The following is a 17,493-nucleotide window of genomic DNA, read 5'->3' on the forward strand; positions in this document are numbered from 1 at the left end:
GGCCCGTCGCGCGGTCTTTAGCCCAGGAGTTCACATGACATTGGCCCGAACGCAATACAGGCTGCGCATCCCGTGGGACGCCCCAGCTCCGTTGGATCTCGCTGCGATCGGCAGACAGGATCGCCATCCCGCAGACCGCCTGCAGCTTTCAGGTCAGCTAGGGCCGCCATAAGGGTTCTCGTAAAACAAACATTCAGGAGAACTTATGACTCGACCACATGAATATCGGCCGATTCGCCGGCTCTCCCAATGGCACATAACACCAGATCCTCTTCAAACCCGTGATGATCCAGAAGGAAACGAAAAATGCCTACCTCAGAGAAGGACGCTGCGGGGCGCTCGAGGCTCCTTATAAAATTGCGGTCTCACTGGCCACGGACGATACTTGCCGCCACGGTGTTGGCCATTGTAATGACCGCTCCAGCTCCAGCCGTCGCCCAAGACGCTGATAAGCACTACTGCGACCAAAGCTTGGTTGAGCAAGGCTGGGGGGGTACGTTGGTGGTTGTGCATTGGCGATCCAGAGGTCAAACGAAGACCTGCCGGTCACCTGGTTGGAACGGTTGGTGCGGGTCCTGATTGGACCTGTGCAACCCGATCGGGCCTGAGCAAAACACAGCCCCATGCGCCAACGATTCGACACGCCGCATTGCGACGGCCTCTAATGTCTGGACCGCCGATACTCCCACCGAGGAGCAGCGCGCGGCCTGGATCGCCAATCTCGACAAGATTGCCGGCCGCAATCCGTCGGTGGTCATTCCGGGCCACATGGACCCCGCAGCTCCAACCGGTCTTGCCGCGATCGAGCACACCAAGGCGTACCTGCTGAATTTTGAGGAGGAACTGGCCAAGGGCGGCGATTCCGTCGCGCTCAAGGCCGCGCTGGAAGCGCGCTTTCCGAACCTGGGCATGGGTGTCGCTCTCGACATCGGCTCCAAGGTCGCCACCGGCGAAATGAAGTGTGGTTGAGATGAGCACGAATCTTGAGCTGATCCGGGGGACCTATGAAGGATCCTCCGAGGAGAACGGCCGCAATCTGCGGGCTGTCCTGTCGCCGGACGTGGAATGGAGCGAAGCGGAAGGCTTCCCCTACGCCGGTACCTATGTTGGACCAGAGGCACTGATCGACGGCGTATTCCGCCGCCTTGGCACGGAATGGACGGGCTATCGCGCCGAGGTCCACACCTACCTTGCCGACGGCGATCGCGTTGGCGCCTTCGGCGTCTATTCAGGCACGTAGAACGCGACGGGCAAGTCTATGACTGCGCCCTTTGCCCACCTTTACCAGATCAAGGACGGCAAGGTCATTCGCATGACCCAGTATGTCGACACCGTTCTGGTTCCCGCGCGCTCAATTAGGCGCAAACACCAGGAGACGATCCAATGCTCAAGAAGACAATCTTCGCATCTATCTTCCTCGTGACCGCCTCGGTCGCGGGATTAGCGGTACCTGTTTATGCCCAGGACGCCACCCAGACCCAGATCGTGCAGGACTACGAACTGGCTCAAGCCAACAAGGCGCTGGTCACAAAGGCGTTTCAGGAGCTGTTCGGCGACCACGATCTCACCGCTCTCGACCGCTATTGGGCCACCGACTACATCCAGCACAATCCCAGCATAAGCGACGGACGGGAGGCCGTGAAAACGTTCTTCGAAAGCCTCGGCATTTTGACGTGGCCAAAGCAGCAGGTAAAGTTTGAGCGCGTCATTGCCGAAGGCGATCTTGTGATGCTTCAGACCGTGCAGCCAGCATTGGAAAATTCACCTGCAACAGTCATCGTCGACATCTTCCGCGTCGAGAAAGGTAAGATCGTCGAGCATTGGGACGTGATCCAGCCGGTTCCCGCTGAAGCCACCAATCAGCGGCCCATGTACTGACCTCGTATCAGCGGCCATTTTGCCCTGACGGAATATTGTCGAGAGCACCTCCCAGACTGAGACAAGGCAAATCGCGGACAGTTTCCCTGCAAGAGAGGAAACTGGGGCATGGCCGGACGGCAAAGAGTTATTGATGAGGACCAAAAGCTGGAGCTTCTCCAGCGCATGGAGGCAGGCGAAACCGTCAGCAAGTTAGCCGACGAGGTTGGCATCAGTCGCCAACCACTTCACGAGTGGCGTGATCACCTCAGGCTTCGTGGTAATCTGAAGTCACGTCGGCGCGGCCGGCCGGCCAGATCGATAACAGGAGTTGACGCGCGATCGGGCGCGCGCCGTCATCGATGGTATGACGGCACCGAGGGCAAGGAGCTCGAGTCTTTCCGAGTGGGCCTCGGCCCGAGCGGCTTCCAACAGTAGATGGCAGCAGGCGACCCGCTTGCGCCCTAGGCCGCGCTGTTGTTGATCACGCGCAGTTCGTGGTTGCCCAGCCGCCGGGAAGCGGCTGCCCGACCATTGCCGATCGTGTGCTGAGCGAAGTCGGAAATCGGGCAAGGTCGGCCGAGAAGATAACCCTGGATCGCATCACAGGCTTCTCCCCGAAGAAAGGTCAGTTCCGCGTCCGTTTCAACGCCCTCAGCCAGGACCGGGAGCTTGAGACCCCGAGCCAGCCCAAAGACCGCACGCATGACGGCAGCCGCCTCATCGCTGGTATCCACCGTCCGGATAAGAGACTGGTCGACTTTGATCTTGTCGAACGGGAAAGCGCGCAAATTCGACAGCGACGAGTAGCCGGTGCCAAAATCGTCCATGGCGATTTGGACCCCAAGGCTTTTGAGCTGGCGCAGCGCGGTGAGCGCGCGCCCCATGTCCTTGATCATGCAAGATTCGGTGATTTCCAGCTCCAGGCGGCACGGATCGAGACCGGTCTGTTTCAACACTGCCCCGACCAGTTCCGGCAAATTCCCGCCGTGGAGTTGCATGGCCGAAACGTTGACGCTGATTGCCAGCGGTTGTTGCCAGCTTGCCGCTTCGGCGCAGGCGGTGCGCAGCACCCATTCACCGATCTTCAGAATGGCGCCACACTCCTCCGCGATCGGGATGAACACCGCCGGCGGAACGGCTCCGCGGTCCGGATGATCCCACCGCAGCAGCGCTTCGAAACCGAAGATCTCGTTGGACAGGAGTTCCGCCTGCGGTTGATAGACGAGGCGCAGTTGCTTGCGCGAGATGGCGTGGCGGATGTCGTGCTCGAACTGGCGACGATCGCGCAGATGCTCGCCCATGGACGGCTCGAAAACGCGATAAAGGCCGCGCCCCTGCATTTTGGCCTCATAAAGAGCTGCGTCGGCATGGCTCAGGAGCGTCTCCCGATCGGGCGCATCCTTTGGAAACACGGCGATGCCGAGGCTGGTCCCGATGGTGACGCCGGCCGGCAGGTTAGCGCCTGCGTCATTGAATGCGTCCAAGATGGCGTCAGCGGTGCGCGTCGCATAGGCGGCGCTCGGCAGACCGGGAACGATCACAGCGAACTCGTCGCCGCCCAAGCGCGCAACCATCTGCCCTGGCTTGAGGACGCTTCTGATCTTGTCGGCCACACACTGCAGCACGGCGTCTCCGACAAGATGGCCGAAGAGGTCGTTGATCTCCTTGAAACGGTCGAGATCGAGGAAGAGGACGGCAAGACACCGCTCAGTGTCGAGATGTGCCGTAAGCTCGGCGTCCAGCTTTTCGTTGAAGCTCGTGCGGTTCGGAAGCTTGGTCAGGGGATCGTGGTGGGCAAGGAAGTGAATTTCCTCCTCCGCCCGCTTGCGCCCGCGGATATCGCGCACGGCAAACACCTGATGCGGCTTGCCGGCATAAAGGATGGTGTGCCGGATCAGCTCCACCGGCACCAGGGTGCCGTCCGTCGCGCATAGCTCCACCTCCAGCGGCCTTTGCGCGGTGCCCGTGAGTTCGCCTAGGGAAGCCGTGGGAAAGAAGGACGTGAGCGGGCGTCCGACCGGTTGCAAGCCGTCGACGCAGGCAAGCGCGCAGAAACTGCGATTGGCAGCCACGATCTCGGTTTCGTTGCACACGATCAGCCCCTCGACGGCCGCGTCGACCAGCTCCTGCATACGCGCTATCTCGCCGGCGCGACGGAGATCACGCACATCGAGGGCGAGGCCGATGATGGCCAAAAGGACAATGACGATCGAGACGAGGGCTACGCCAGCCGCCATCCAGTCGGCGGGCAACGCCGTTGCGGAAACGACAATGCGCGGGTCTGGCATGATTGCGGCCGCGCCCATCGCGGTGAAATGGTGGCTGCAGATCGCGACCGTCAGCACGAGGGCGCCGAGCGCCTTCCACTTGAGCGTGTTGGCGTGAAGGGCAACCGGCAATGCGGCCGCACCGAACAGGCCACCAAGAATGATTGAGGCGGCGACGAGCGGTACATCCCAGACGACGCGGCCCGCGATCTCGAATGCGGCCATGCCAGTGTAGTGCATCACCGCGATGCCGCCCCCCACGATTGCACCGCCGATCCAGCGTCCGCGGGGAATGCGTGGCGAGATGCCGATGGTGAGACCCGTGCCGGTCAAAGCGATCGCGGCCAGTAATGAGATGATCGTCAAAGCGACGTTGTAGCCGCTCGGTACGGCGGGCTGGAAGGCCAACATGGCTATGAAATGCGTCGCCCAGATGCCGAAGCCAGTGGCGACCGCGGCGACCGCTAGCCAGATCCGTCGCATCTCGCTTTGACTGCGTTCGACATGGTGGAGGAGATTCACCGCCGTGAAGGAGGCCAGGGTGCAGATAAAAGCCGCCAGCGCAACCAGACGCAAATCATGCTGCGTCGCAATGCAGGTATAGACTTTCAACATGCTCTTCCCCCAAGCAGGATGATCACCCGCTGGGGAGAAGTCTACGGTCAAAACTTGAATAAAGCGCTTAAGCGGGAAATCCGCTTTGAATCATCGCGTCTGTCAAATCCGCTCAAGCCGCTTATCCCTGCGCCCTCAAAGGCATTTATGCGGCATGGGCAAAGTTCGTCTTGTTCTCAAGCCAATTTCGGCCGCGATCGCGAAATGGCGCGATGCCTCTCGATGTGCCCGCGCCAGCATCGCATGCGTCGCCGACGGCCTAGGCTCGCACTTTTCCGCTGCCCGACTTGCAGGCAGCGAGCCACTGCATGGCGGAGGTTGAATCTTCCAATATGCCGGCCCGTTTTGCAAAACCGAGAAACGCGTTGCGTGCGACGCCTCCAGGCTTTCGCCCATCGCATACATCATAGCATGCCTTGAGGGCGGCTTCGTGGATCAGGTCTCTGTCATCTTCTGGCCATTCGTTGAGGAAATCGATCGCGTCCGCAAGGCCGGCAATCTCCTGCACGATGTAGGTTGCACGCTTCACGAAAACCGGGCTGCTGAACGCCTCAGGGTTCATTTGTTCCTCCCAACCTGCTGAACAGTGGTTTGCGCCAACAGGGCCTTGTCTCAACACCCGCGGACCGTCGCATAATGTGTTGTCAGGGCAATGACGGTTCAAGAGGAAACCAGCGGCGTGATGATGCCCCCCGGTAGGGCAGTAGGCCGAGTACCAGACATTCTGCTGCAAGAGCGGCTGACCAGGTGGCAAAAAAATCGACATCGTTCCGACCATTGCGGACGAAGGGTTTGTTGTATCCTCCGGCGTTGACCCGCGCGAGGCGGCTCCGATCTCTCCGGAAAGCCGGCGCATATGAATGCCGGCCGATCGCGCGATCTCCGAAACACTGATTTCGGCCTCAAATGTCGCTGCGACCAGTTGTTCCTTCTCCTCTCGAGACCAGCTCCGGCTTGACCAAAGCCCTTTGTCAGACTGCAGCTCCCAGTGCTTGCACTCGGATTGCGGCGTTCAGCCCAAACGCGCCGCGCTGAAACGAATTCAGGCGACGCGCTTCAAGCCTTTGTTGATGGATATCGTGGTCCCACAACCGCTGCACAGTTCTGGGCGACATGCATTGGCTGAGCAAGGCGGCCGTCTCGTCGAGAGCAAGACCATCGCCGCCAAGGCGCCGGTCCTGCCAGTCAAGTCCCTAGCTCCCGACCCCAAACTGCCTTGCAGCAATGGCAGGAATGTCGTCAATCCGGCCAGGCTTGCCGATTAGATAGCCTTGAGCTTCATCACATCCGACGCGGCGCAGATAATCGAGCTGGTCGAGAGTTTCCACGCCTTCGGCCGTTACCTCAATTCGAAGCTCATGCGCCAACTCAACCAATGACTTTACAATCGCGGAGCAGTCCGCGTCTGTGAGCATATCCTGGACAAAAGATCGGTCGATCTTGAGCCGCGAAAGAGGCAATTTGCGAAGGTAAGTGAGTGAGGAATAGCCGGTGCCAAAATCATCAAGAGCAACTGTTACCGATAACGAACTCAACGATTGCAACAAACAGATCGTTTCCTCAAAATTCGAAATCAGCACATTTTCTGTAATTTCGACTTCTAGTCTTCGGGGCTCCAAACCGGCTTCAGCCAGCGTTTCTACAATGGCATCCAGCAAGGCCTTGTTCTTGAGCTGCACTACCGAGAAGTTGACGGAGACCCGCAAGTCGCGCGGCCAGCGCGCAGCCGCCAAACAAGCCGTTTTGACAGCCCAGTGACCGATGGCGTGAATCAACCCCGTTTGTTCAGCGATGGGGATGAACTCCGATGGAGGGATAGGGCCAAGGGTCGGATGCTGCCACCGCAGAAGCGCTTCATAACCTCGGATGCGATCGCTCCCGAGGTCGAGAAAGGGTTGAAATGCGAGCCAGAGCTGGTCATTGGCCAGGGCAGACGTCAGATCGCGTTCGAGGAGATGGCGCCTTGTGGCAGCTTCATCGTCGTTCGCGCTGAAAAACTGGATGGAACAACCCATCCCCAGCGTCTTGGCCCTGTGTAGCGCGGTGTCGACGCACCGCAGGAGCTGGTTGGCATCCAAACCGTCGGCGGGCGCCAAAGCGATACCGATAGAGGCCCTGCAATATATTTCACGCCCTTCGATCAGGAAGGGCGCGCGCATGGCATCTACGATCTGTTTGGCCACAAACCTGATTTGATCTGGCCTGACATCGCGCGTAGCAATTATTGCAAATTCGCCGCCCTCCAATCTGGCAATGCCATCGCTTTCCCGCGTCGATCTCCGAAGTCGCGCAGCCACTTCGACCAAAAGGGCATCCGCCATGGCTCGGCCAAGGCGATCATTCACCTGGGCAAAATTGTTAAGATCGAACAAAAGCAACGCACAGTGCTGGTCAAACTGCTTTGCGTCCGCCAACGCGTTCTCCAGCCGCTCGTTGAAGCTGAACCGGTTCGGCAGTCTCGTTAGAACATCCCTGCGAATGGCATTTTCGCTTTCCGCCTGCAGAATAAAGCGTTGGGTAAATTCGAACGCGTGAGCAAGCACAGCACGAAACAGCGTGATGGCGTAGCTCACCATCAGGATGGCCACGGGCAGATTGACGGCGCCTTCAACCCACACGATCGCAACGGCCGAGCCGACGAAGATCGGTAGCGTATATGCGATGGCCGCAATAGGAATCGTGTAAAAGGACGCGGCGCCGCCCGCGATCATCCCCGCGCTCAGGCAGGTAATGACGACCTGGGCGGCACTTGTTGCCCCACCGAAGAACAGAACGGGAAGTGCGCCCCACCAAGTACCGAACAGGAAGGCATTGCGCACCAGGTTTTGCGTTGTCCGGCGAGACACCGATCTTGGCTTGACGGACTGAAATGATGATCTCGCTCTGAGGCCGACGAAACCAGCGGCGATGATGATGACACTCGCCCAGAGGATGGCTTTGGTTTGGTTGGGCGAGCCCCAAACCGCCATGACAAAAGTGGCCGCATTGAGTATGTTCGCAACCATGCCAAGAAGCGTGTTGCGAAGCACGATACTGACCTGCTCCGCCCTGATCCGGCCGGCAAGCGGTTCGATCGTCGAAGGCCCGCCAAAAACACGCAAATCTCCCGCCAGAAGGTCTCCGAACCTTGTGGCCGACAGACGCTGCATCACTCTTTCACTCCCCGCGCTAGAGTAGTAGCTGCGTGGTGGTCTCCTAACACGGAACAATTCGCAAAAAAGTAAATTTCAACCGAAAATTTGACAACCCCAGTTTGGAAAACCAAAGGACTTCGGAATTCGAAGATAGTGAAACACATGATGCTCCCTATCCGGAATGTCGCCACGCAAGCCCACCAATTCTGCCTGAAGTCTGTTGCCGATCGACGCGGAGGACTTGTCCTTGTTGCCTTCTGAGGCCCACGTCGCTCTAATCCGGTCGCTGGCTTCACGGCCGCGATGTCCTATCTATCCGCGTCTGCACAAAAGGAGCGCCGCCTACTGGGCGGTAGCGGTTCCTTCACAAGTCCGAGCGCAGTGGCGGCAATCAATGTTGCGAGGCAGGCAACGCTGTAGCCGTCGAATCTGTTGCCGACATTCGAGCTGCCCTGCTGGAGGCCGGCGATTCCCGAGCCGGAACCAAAATCAGCACGTGTAAACGCAAAGCCGGTCCACCCGAACCGGATATCTCATTTTGCTAATATGCAGAACAGTTGCAGAACCCAAGGGGCTCGCTAAACTTTTGTGTTGGCCCGCCAGACCCCTTGGCCGTCCGCTCTTCTCCATAAGAACGAGAGTCGTTCATGGCGAGATACGGCCGCCCCAGCAAGAGGCATCACCCTCGGCGAAAGTGCCAAAAGCATTTCGCCCGCGACCAGTGCGTCGACACCATTCGGGCCGGGAACTGGAGCGTTCCCGCCGCGACGTTAAGCATCAGCGCGCGCGGCTTGCCGCTTGGACGCGGTGCGAAATGGTTGCAAGCGCGACCACTTTCGCCTTCGCCGTCTCGACTGGGGCTTCCGCCAACCCGCCCGGCCGAGCAGTCGGTTCTCAAAACGGGGCTTTGCGGCTGAAACACGATCACTGCTTGCGGTTGTTCTCGCAACCACGTTTTCTAACCTGACACACTCTTGAGATAGGCGATGACGTTTTTGATGTCGTCGGGATTGGCAAGGCCAGGGAAACCCATTTTGTTCGTCGGCACCTTCGCCTTGGGGTTGGCCAGATATTCCGTCAGGTTCGGCTCGTCCCATACGAGGCCCGCTGCACCCGCATCCCTCATGGCTTTCGAATACAAATAGCCAGGGACCGAACCCGCTGTTCGGGCCACGACACCTTTCAAGGTTGGTCCGACTTTGTTCGAATCGGTGTCAGCGTTGTGGCAGCCGGCGCACTTTTTGAAGAGCGCCTTGCCGGCCTCGATATCCTGTGCCTGGGCGATCCGAGGCAGTAGCGCCAAAGCTACGCCGGCGCCGATCGACAGACGTTTCACCCAGGAACTCCCCGAATGAACATACGGCGGGCGGCCCGTGTTTTTGTAAGCCATGATCCGATCCTCCATATTAAGTTGCGCCAAAGGAGCTCTCATCACTTCCTCGGTTTAGATTTTGCCTTGGCATCCATGCGAAGCACGTATTGTGGAATGTTTGGCCGTCGACGCCTCAGGAATCAGCGTCATGTGAGCAGCTCACCGGGGCAATTGTCGGTTTGCAGTTCGATGGGAATCTTGCTGCGAGCAAATGGTCGAGAACCTGACAATGTAGCCATGCGCTCCCGCGCCGCCTGATACCGTCGTGCTAACTGAAGTCGAGCAGTCCGCTAGGCTTCAGGTCGCCTAAGCTGCCGGCTGTTCGACAGGTATTCTCTTCTTCGAAATTGACGGGGACGGTCGGCCAGCTTGTTGCAGCGATCCACGCATGCCTCCTATTGGAGCGAGATGTTTCACAACGCTTTGCAAAGCTTGTGCCAGCCGAAAAAGCCTCGCCTGATATCGGCACCGCGCGAATGACTACGCCGTCCGGCTCGATCTGCACCGACCCAGATACTGTCGGCGTGACCTCGACAAAGCCGAGCCGAGCCCCGATGCGGCCTGCCCGCACCGCTCTTGACCGCCTTGCGCCGTCAGCCGAACAGCTGCGAGCTCGCCAGTCACGGGCTACGAGCGTGCTTAGGAGTTGGCTGGATTTCTTAAAGAAGCTGACCGCGAATGCCGAGGCTTGCGTTGCGGTTTTATAAGCTCGCAGGGATCGACGCTGAATGCCTGCGCAAGCCTTCCGAGCACGCTGACGCTCGCCGAAACGCGGGCACGCTCGATCGAGCCCACATAGCGCATGCTGAGATCCGCCCGTGCAGCCAGCTCTTCCTGCGTCAGATCCTGTTCATGGCGCAAACGACGCATGTTGACCGCCATGACCTCTTTGAGATCCACGCCCGAAATAGGCGCTGAAAAGGAATCATCGTTCTAGGAATGATCGTTCCTATTCGATATAAGAACCCCCATCGGCGAAGGCTCAGCCAGGCCGATAGCGAACTCGCCAAGGAATCGAGATCCAACAGCCAAAAAAGCACATGAAGCCAGATATTGCTGACGACGTCCCCTGGTCAGACAGCCTCACCAGTTATGACAAGGAGCATTTCACGGTATACCTGCGGATCCTGGACGCCTGTGCCGACAATGCCAGCGAAGAGGAGATGGCCGCTCTCATTCTCGGAATCGACCCGGTTGTTGATCCAGTCCGTGCCCGCAAGGCGCTTCGCAGCCATATCGATCGGGCGAACTGGATTGTGACGACGGGCTACAAGGAACTGTTCGCCGGCTGACGCACAACCCGCAGCCTCGAGGTTCCGGGCAAGGAAGTCCAACATCGCCATTCATGAACGTATGACCGTGGGACGGCGCGACGGATGCGGCGGTCGCGCAGTTGATCGCCGGGGCTGGTCCAGTTGCCATGCATACGGCCCGCGCCGATCAGTGCTTCAGCGATTGCAATGTCATGCTCCGCGAGCGAGCCATCAAGCGGACGAAAGTCGACCGGCGCCAAAACAAGCGCTCGGGCCAATCGTCCGCGTGGAAAATGACAATGCGGCACTCCGCGACCAGCGGCGATGCATCAACCCGCTGCTAGGCTTGTTGAACTGAACACATGGGTTTTCCGGATCAGATGCGGGCGCCGACGAAATGGGCCAGTTGGGCGCCCACGGCGTAGTAGCTTTCCTGCAGCGCCCGCAGACGCGGCACTTCAGGCATGCTGACGGGAAGAGGCAAATCCGAATCCGGCACTGTCCCGAGAATGTGATCGGCGAGCACACGTCCGAAGGCGGTGCCCGGTGAAATACCACGGCCATTGTATCCGCAGATGCCGACTACGCGTGGTGCGAAGCGATGGAAACGAGGCAGATGATCGCGCGTCATCCCTATCATGCCATACCACGCGGCTTCAAACCGAACCCGCCCGATCTGCGGAAAGAGCTTACGCGCCGCGCGAGTGGCCCACGCACGGTGGATGCTGGCGCCGGTGCCCCGGAGGGCGCCGACACTGCCGAATACAAGCCGCCGTTCGCGGTCCAATCGATAAGAAATCAAGACTTCCCTGGTGTCCCAGCAGCCCTCGCGGCCGGGAAGTATCGACGTCTGCAGTTCGCGAGAAAGTGGCTTGGTCGCGAAATTGAAGTAGGGAACAGATATCTGCTCGCGTCTAATCTCTGGCCATGGCACGTTGGTATAGGCATCCGTCGCCACTATGATCCAGTCTGCCTCGACGGCTCCGAACTCAGTGCGAACCGTCCATCTTTTGCCCTTGGATCGCTCGGCACCCGTGACCGGGCTTGATCTATAGACCTTGGCTCCAGCGGCCATGGCAGCGCGAGCAAGTCCCCGCGCGTAGCCAAGTGGCTGAATGGTCCCGGCACGGGTGTCGAGAAGCGACCCCGAGTAAGCTCTCGTACCGGTTCGTTCCGCGGTCTCCTCCGCATTCAGAAGGTGAACGGGGGCGCCTCTGATTTGCCACTGTTCTTCGCGTTCTTTCAGATCTTTGAGACCGGACGCGCCGACTGCGCAATGAAGTGTGCCGTTCCTCACAGCGTCACAGTCGATGCCGTGCTTGTCGATAAGCGACCAGACTTCGGCAGGTCCGTTGCCGAGAAGCTGAAGCACCCGCTCGCCGAACGGAGCGCCGAGGCTTGATTTGACATCTTCCGGCTTCATCCACAGGCCGGCGTTGACCAGACCGACATTGCGCCCCGAGGCGCCATAGCCAATCTCAAACGCCTCAAGGACACTGACCTTTAGACCAGCTTCGGCGAGATGCAGTGCTGCCGAAAGACCCGTATAACCGCCGCCGACGATGGCGACGTCCTGTCTACATGTGCGCCGGAGAACTTGCGTGGCTGGCGCATTGGGTGCGGTCAATTCCCACAGTCCATGGGAACGAGTGTCGTTGTGCATGCAATCTTCCTGTTCTGGTTGGCATCATAAGCGACCTCATCCCGGAACTTTGAAAAACTTTGTGAAGTTTTGTTTGCGCCAGGCGTTGAGGTTGGCGGATCCTGTCGCGGCTTCGACCCGGTTCGCATGTCGCAGGAAGATCAGAACACCATGTTTGCCGGCTTCAAGCGCCAGGACATTGTCGTCTGTTGGGCAACGCATGGGGATCGGGCACCCTCATCCCGCGATCTTCTCACTGTTCGAGGTCCCGGCAACCGGCCTTTTGGCCGAGCCGGAAATCGGCGGCAAGGGTGTTCCAAGTCCCGAGCCACAGGTGAGCCACTTCGGCGTACGCTCGCGTTCGAAGCAGCAACGCCTCATCCATCTCGGGCCCGAACACCACCGCAACTGCCCGGCAGCGCCGTCGGTTTCGAGCCACCCGTTCAGCCGAAGCTGGGCAGGCACAGTTTCCAGCATAAAGCAGGCGCAGACTAGACGCCTCTCTTGTTACCCCAGAGCAGAACGTGCAGCTGCGGTAGCACGCGGGCTTCGAACCACCTGTCACGGGTCACCTTATCGACCAGCCACTGCATGCGTTTTATTATTCCATCCAGGTCGACAGACGCGTCTTCGTTGCCGGGACGGGGCGGCGTGTGATTGCCGGGTTGCAGAAAGACAGGAAGGCGCGAAAATCGCGCGGCGGCTTCTTTCGCGTAAGCGTAGTCACTCTCGTCGAAAACGACGAGCTTGAGCACGACTTGCGGCTTTTCCTGCGCCGCATCCACGCACGCCTGGATAGCAGCCCAGTCGGTCCTCATTTCGCTTGACGGGGGCTTTGGGCTGAGGACCAGCACGTCAAGATCCACGAACCAATCCCTGACCACTGAACCTTGGGTTTCCAGCGCAAAACGGTAACCTGCACCGTGCCCTCGGTCGATGAGCGCACCCAATGGCTGAATGGCCGGATTGCCGCCGGACAGCGACACCATCACTGGCTGGGTACCGGAAAGCTCAACGACGCTTTGCCAGACCGCATCGACTGGCATCATCTTCCATTCATGGCGGAATTGATTGTCGACCGCATGAAGGGTGTCACACCACGAACAGCGATAGTCACACCCGCCGGTTCTGATGAAGACAGTTGGCAAACCGATGAGCGGGCCCTCGCCCTGGATCGTTGGCCCGAAGATCTCGCTCACACGGATTGCGGGATTGGTCTCGATCATGGCCGGTATTGTGCCCAGGTTTTCGGGGTTTCGCTCACCCGCACGGCCGAGGTTTCGGGTAGGCGTGCCTTGCACCACTCATAGAAATGTCTGGCCAGGTATTCCGCAGTGACTTGCTCATGATCCAGGACGTCGTTGAGGTGGCGATGGTCGAAGCTTTCGTCGATGTAGCGTTTGAGCGGCGTCAGATCGTGATAGTCGCGCACAAAGCCGTGCGCGTTCAATTCATTGGCCGCAAGCTCTATTTCGACGATGTAATTATGCCCGTGCAGGCGCGCACACTGGTGGTCGGGCGGCAAGCAGGTGAGCTGATGCGAGGCTGAGAAGTGGAATTGCTTGGTGATCCGGAACATTACGCGTTCGCCCTCCGCAGCGCGACCAGCCAGAAATCGTCATCCTCGTAGTCGGTGGGGTCCGGGTGCCCAGACAGGTGAAACGCTTCGCGCCGCTCGACGCAGGTCCCGCAGCGTCCGCAGTGACGCTCGCCGCCCTTGTAGCACGACCAGGTCTCCGCAAACGGCGTGCCGTATTTTGCTCCGTCGCAAACGATGTCCGCCTTGCTGAAATGCAGGTACGGCGCATGGAGGTGAACCCGCGCATAGCCGTCCAGCGCGCGGTCTTGCATCGTCTGGAAAGTGTCGATGAAAGCCGGACGGCAATCGGGATAGATGAAGTGATCCCCGCCATGCACCGCCGTCGCCACCGCTTCGGCCTTGTGTGCGGCGGCGAGACCGAAAGCGATTGCCAGCATAATGGCATTCCGGTTCGGCACAACCGTCACCCTCATCGTGTCTTCGGCGTAGTGGCCGTCCGGCACGTCGATACTGTCGGTCAGCGCGGAGCCGGAAAGACCGCGGCCGATTTGGCCGATGTCGATGATTTGGTGCGGCACGTTCAGTCGCTGCGCGCAGAGGGCGGCGAAGCCCAATTCCTTCCTGTGCCGTTGGCCGTAATCGAAGGACAGGAGGCAGTCGAGCTCGTGCTCCCCCGCCAGCCTGTGAGCAAGGGAAACGGAATCCAGTCCGCCGGAGCAGACGACGAGAGTCTTCATCATTGGTGTCCTTGTTTTGACCGGGTAAGGCTGCGACCGGAGATTTCTCTGCCCTCCCCGTACTCCCGCGAATCAAGGTTGTGAACCCGGGGGGAGTTTGATGCGCTGACGTGCCGCGGTGGGCCCTGTTCAGTACAGAACTGCGAACGCCGAGAGCCGCCGATTCCCATCGGGCCGGAGTTGCCCTCGCCTTCGGGGAACACGCGGTAGATCAGCCGCACGGTGTCGGCGTGCAGCGGATCGATCTCCAGCTTCTTCTTGGTCTTCGATCCGCGCTGCTCGGCAGGGACGATGCGATAGCCGATCGGCGGCAGCGCGCCGTTCCAAAACCCTGGCGGGCGTTCTCGTTCATGGCGCGAAGTTGGCGTTCTCCTTCGACTGATACTCGTCGAACAGAGCCATGATCTGGCGCATCATCGCATGCATGGGATCGTCGCGCATCTCCTGCGTGATGGAGACGAGCTTGACGCCGTTCTTTGCGAGTTTCCTGACATAGAACTCAAGCTCGAAGTGGTCGCGGAAGAAACGCGAGAAGCTATGAACCACAGCGACGTCGGCGGGCGCGGGCTTCGACGTGGCCGCCTCGACGACGCGCTGGAACTCAGGCCGGCGATCACTGGTAGCGGAGGCTCCGGCCTCTACGAACGTCTCAACCACCTGATAGCCGCGCGAAATGGCCAATGTGCCGCGATTTGCCGTCCTTTGCGCCTGACCGGAGCGCGGTTCGCGTGTCAGGGGAGCTCCCCCCTTCCAGTTCGGGGAGAGACCGCCATGCCGAGGAACACGGTCATGGCTCGATTGAGCCGCAACATGTCCTCGTCATCAAGCCGCCCGATCTGCATGCCCATCTTCGCCTTCGGAACGGTGGTGATTTTGTCCACCATCAGTCGGCAGGTCGCGCGCAGGCCGTTGCGCTCGCTCGGGTCCACGACCAGGCGGAACAAGGGGGCGTCGGTGGGGTCGGTCGTAAAGACGCAGATCGTGATCGAGTCGGTTGCGTCGAAGCTGTCGTCCTGGACGATGACGGCGGGACGCGGCTTGCCCGCATAGTCCTTAGCGCCTGAGACCGTCCAGACCTCGCCGCGCCTCATTCGTTCCAATCCGACACTGCGTCGATGAAGTCCTGATCCTCGCGGGCCTGAGTACTGGCGGCGACTGCCTGCGACTGGCGATGTGCCTGTGCCCGGAAAGAGGAAGAGCGAACGTCCGGGACCCAAATCTGGATCGGCCGCAGCCCCTGCGCGCGCAGCCGCTCGCGATGCTCGCGCACCTTCACGCGGACCGGCTTCGGTGCAGTTGTCATATCAGCCTCGTATTCAATAGTTACATGTAACCTATCACACAACTCTCCCCGCAGCCAGGATTTTCTCGCAACGGAAGCGCGCCCGCGCCCGATCGAACCCGATCGGCTTCCTGCCTGGGCTTCGGTCGAACGATGTGGCCAAGTCGAATGCAAAAGTCGCGCTCTGCGCTACGATCCTGCGTTCGTCGAGTTCCGATGCGCCATGCAGTCTCCCGCGCCCGGCGACGGCGTGTTGCGGCTGCGTTCGTGCAGCCTTGGAGCCGTATAGTCCTCTTTCGCAGCCGTTCCGGACGGTCGATCCGGCCGGCATGTCACCCAACGCGTCAACACAAGGACGAGAGGCGGCGGATGCCGCCTCTCGTCTCGACTTTAGTCGCGGTCCGGATCCTCAAGCTCCCGGATCACAGCTTTGACGACATAGTCACCGATCTTGGTGCGGCGTTGCGCGACCAGGATGCTGACAGCCGTCTCGTTCGCCTCGATCGCCAGGATCGCGTCCTCCATGTCGGCATATGGCCGGAGGTTTTCGATGGGGATGACGTCGCCGTACTCGTCATAGCCGCCGTGGAGATACATCGGTGCCCGCTCCAGGCGCGAAAGCGCCCACTCCGCCTCGCGGATGAGCCGGAAGCCCAGCTTGCGCTGCCGCCAGTATTCTGCGCTGCCGCCGTCGATGGTGACTGTGTTGCGATGTGTCATGGAAATCTCCTTTCGCTCTTTGGCGGAAGGAGGCCGCACCGGTGCATCGAGGGGTCAAGGATCGCTTTAGCGACCGCTACGCGGTGTGCGGGGGAGCCGATTTTGTTGGCGGGCGCTTAAGCGTCCGGCGGCAAAATTGGGGGGACCGCACGTCCTTGACGCCGGAGAGGCGGTGCTACAATGGGAGTCAGAGAGAGATAGCCCACGCCCCCCGGGCCGTGTCCGTATCCGGCGACTAGCCGGTCCGGCGCCGTCCCACCGCGTCCCTCCGGTAGGGAGGGCTATAGCGTAAACGTAGTTCTCATCACCACCCGGTGAGGCGCGCCATCATTTCAACGACCTAGCAGAGCTCCGCAGACTAAAGGCACGAATTAGTCTGCACAGCGGCGTCTGCTTGCCCCGGCGCCCTTACGTGAAGCCGAGAATGATGCCTTCTTGGCGGGCGCCGATCCGCACCGATTCAATTCGCGGGCGCTGAAGCGGTTTTGAACGGCCGGACTGTTCGTGCCATTTTCGCGGGTAGGAGGTGCAGATATGTTCTACTGCTAACCTGATGCATATCCTAGAGTTCGTCCGCTCAGATGTCGGCTTACAAATGGTGTTGTGCCTGTTCCACCTCGATCGTAACATGCGAGAGCCCGTGGATTTTAGCCAGCCGCGCCTTGTAGTGCGACGGTTGATTCGGGTCCACAGACGCTAGCGCAATGATCGCCGCGTGGTGGCCAGGCCCGACTTGCCAGATGTGCAAATCGGTGATGCGCTCGCCGCTACGCTCGATGGCTTCGCGGATTTCACCGGGAAGATCTTCATCACCCGGTACCCTGTCCAGCAGTACACCGCCGGCGTCGCGGATCAATCCCCATGACCAGCGGGCGATGACCAGTCCCTCAACCGATCGGTCTCTTGATGAGAGCGGATTGGCGGCTTGGTGGTGGCGAAGAGCGACATTGGACATTGGTGCGTGCCCAAGGGTGCTACCTAATCCTTGCGAAGGCATTCGCCGCCGGTTCAACGGGGGAACTTCCCACTGGCGTTCCATTTGGGTTTCCCAAGCCGAATCCGGCGGCGACC

16 protein-coding genes and 4 pseudogenes are annotated in these 17,493 nt (G+C 60.0%); 5 read left to right on the forward strand and 15 right to left on the reverse strand.

Annotated elements, in window-relative coordinates:
• Positions 1-663: 663 nt before the first annotated feature.
• The 4 genes and pseudogenes from MESCI2_RS0122290 to MESCI2_RS1000000138025 form a co-directional block, all read left to right on the forward strand.
• Positions 664-969 (forward strand): annotated as a pseudogene (locus MESCI2_RS0122290) (MBL fold metallo-hydrolase); the annotation flags it as partial.
• A 1-nt stretch (position 970) separates the two neighbouring features.
• Entirely contained in the window at positions 971-1,240 is a 270-nt protein-coding gene (locus MESCI2_RS1000000138910; RefSeq protein WP_245270423.1) for a nuclear transport factor 2 family protein, read from the forward strand.
• Positions 1,241-1,383: 143 nt separating this feature from the next.
• Complete coding sequence (locus tag MESCI2_RS0122300; RefSeq protein ID WP_027038503.1) at positions 1,384-1,878, forward strand: nuclear transport factor 2 family protein; 495 nt, start codon at positions 1,384-1,386, stop codon at positions 1,876-1,878.
• 108 nt (positions 1,879-1,986) lie between these two features.
• Positions 1,987-2,295 (forward strand): helix-turn-helix domain-containing protein, encoded by a 309-nt coding sequence (locus MESCI2_RS1000000138025; RefSeq protein ID WP_050596631.1) that lies wholly within the window; start codon positions 1,987-1,989, stop codon positions 2,293-2,295.
• A gap of 26 nt (positions 2,296-2,321) precedes the next feature.
• Here MESCI2_RS1000000138025 and MESCI2_RS0122310 read toward each other — a convergent pair whose 3' ends face one another.
• The 6 genes and pseudogenes from MESCI2_RS0122310 to MESCI2_RS1000000137200 all read right to left on the reverse strand — a co-directional run bounded on the left by MESCI2_RS0122310 (position 2,322) and on the right by MESCI2_RS1000000137200 (position 10,148).
• A complete protein-coding gene (locus MESCI2_RS0122310; protein WP_027038504.1) occupies positions 2,322-4,742 on the reverse strand; it encodes a bifunctional diguanylate cyclase/phosphodiesterase in 2,421 nt (806 codons plus the stop codon).
• Between the two features lie 259 nt (positions 4,743-5,001).
• Positions 5,002-5,304: a DUF982 domain-containing protein gene (locus tag MESCI2_RS1000000138030; protein WP_027038505.1), complete on the reverse strand. Its 303-nt coding sequence runs from the start codon at positions 5,302-5,304 to the stop codon at positions 5,002-5,004.
• A gap of 294 nt (positions 5,305-5,598) precedes the next feature.
• Positions 5,599-5,724, reverse strand: a pseudogene (locus MESCI2_RS1000000139305) (transposase); the annotation flags it as partial.
• A gap of 211 nt (positions 5,725-5,935) precedes the next feature.
• Entirely contained in the window at positions 5,936-7,891 is a 1,956-nt protein-coding gene (locus MESCI2_RS0122320; protein ID WP_027038506.1) for a putative bifunctional diguanylate cyclase/phosphodiesterase, read from the reverse strand.
• A 943-nt stretch (positions 7,892-8,834) separates the two neighbouring features.
• A complete protein-coding gene (locus MESCI2_RS0122325) occupies positions 8,835-9,266 on the reverse strand; it encodes a c-type cytochrome (protein ID WP_081738851.1) in 432 nt (143 codons plus the stop codon).
• A 621-nt stretch (positions 9,267-9,887) separates the two neighbouring features.
• Entirely contained in the window at positions 9,888-10,148 is a 261-nt protein-coding gene (locus MESCI2_RS1000000137200) for a helix-turn-helix domain-containing protein (protein ID WP_081738846.1), read from the reverse strand.
• Between the two features lie 140 nt (positions 10,149-10,288).
• Here MESCI2_RS1000000137200 and MESCI2_RS0122335 point away from each other — a divergent pair, with 140 nt between their 5' ends.
• Positions 10,289-10,540 (forward strand): DNA -binding domain-containing protein, encoded by a 252-nt coding sequence (locus tag MESCI2_RS0122335; protein WP_032901188.1) that lies wholly within the window; start codon positions 10,289-10,291, stop codon positions 10,538-10,540.
• A 337-nt stretch (positions 10,541-10,877) separates the two neighbouring features.
• Here MESCI2_RS0122335 and MESCI2_RS0122345 read toward each other — a convergent pair whose 3' ends face one another.
• The 9 genes and pseudogenes from MESCI2_RS0122345 to MESCI2_RS01000000135120 all read right to left on the reverse strand — a co-directional run.
• Positions 10,878-12,164, reverse strand: a complete 1,287-nt coding sequence (locus tag MESCI2_RS0122345) for an NAD(P)/FAD-dependent oxidoreductase (protein ID WP_027038509.1) — start codon at positions 12,162-12,164, stop codon at positions 10,878-10,880.
• 470 nt (positions 12,165-12,634) lie between these two features.
• Entirely contained in the window at positions 12,635-13,369 is a 735-nt protein-coding gene (gene queE, locus MESCI2_RS0122360; RefSeq protein WP_027038510.1) for a 7-carboxy-7-deazaguanine synthase QueE, read from the reverse strand.
• Positions 13,366-13,722 (reverse strand): 6-carboxytetrahydropterin synthase QueD, encoded by a 357-nt coding sequence (queD, locus tag MESCI2_RS0122365; RefSeq protein WP_027038511.1) that lies wholly within the window; start codon positions 13,720-13,722, stop codon positions 13,366-13,368. The genes queE and queD overlap by 4 nt, the downstream gene beginning before the upstream one ends.
• Positions 13,722-14,420, reverse strand: coding sequence for a 7-cyano-7-deazaguanine synthase QueC (gene queC / locus MESCI2_RS0122370; protein WP_027038512.1), 699 nt, complete (start codon positions 14,418-14,420; stop codon positions 13,722-13,724). The genes queD and queC overlap by 1 nt, the downstream gene beginning before the upstream one ends.
• A gap of 161 nt (positions 14,421-14,581) precedes the next feature.
• A pseudogene (locus MESCI2_RS1000000137205) lies at positions 14,582-15,092 on the reverse strand (recombinase family protein); the annotation flags it as partial.
• Between the two features lie 59 nt (positions 15,093-15,151).
• Positions 15,152-15,511: a type II toxin-antitoxin system PemK/MazF family toxin gene (locus MESCI2_RS0122380; protein WP_027038514.1), complete on the reverse strand. Its 360-nt coding sequence runs from the start codon at positions 15,509-15,511 to the stop codon at positions 15,152-15,154.
• On the reverse strand, positions 15,508-15,723 hold the full coding sequence (locus MESCI2_RS0122385; RefSeq protein WP_027038515.1) for an antitoxin MazE family protein: 216 nt from the start codon (positions 15,721-15,723) through the stop codon (positions 15,508-15,510). The genes MESCI2_RS0122380 and MESCI2_RS0122385 overlap by 4 nt, the downstream gene beginning before the upstream one ends.
• A 369-nt stretch (positions 15,724-16,092) precedes the next feature.
• A complete protein-coding gene (locus tag MESCI2_RS01000000135115) occupies positions 16,093-16,422 on the reverse strand; it encodes a hypothetical protein (RefSeq protein ID WP_032901189.1) in 330 nt (109 codons plus the stop codon).
• A gap of 589 nt (positions 16,423-17,011) precedes the next feature.
• Positions 17,012-17,314 (reverse strand): annotated as a pseudogene (locus tag MESCI2_RS01000000135120) (cation transporter); the annotation flags it as partial.
• Between the last annotated feature and the right edge of the window lie 179 nt (positions 17,315-17,493).

The sequence above is a fragment of the Mesorhizobium ciceri WSM4083 genome, assembly GCF_000519305.1.
In the GTDB taxonomy this organism is placed as follows: Bacteria; Pseudomonadota; Alphaproteobacteria; order Rhizobiales; family Rhizobiaceae; genus Mesorhizobium; species Mesorhizobium ciceri_B.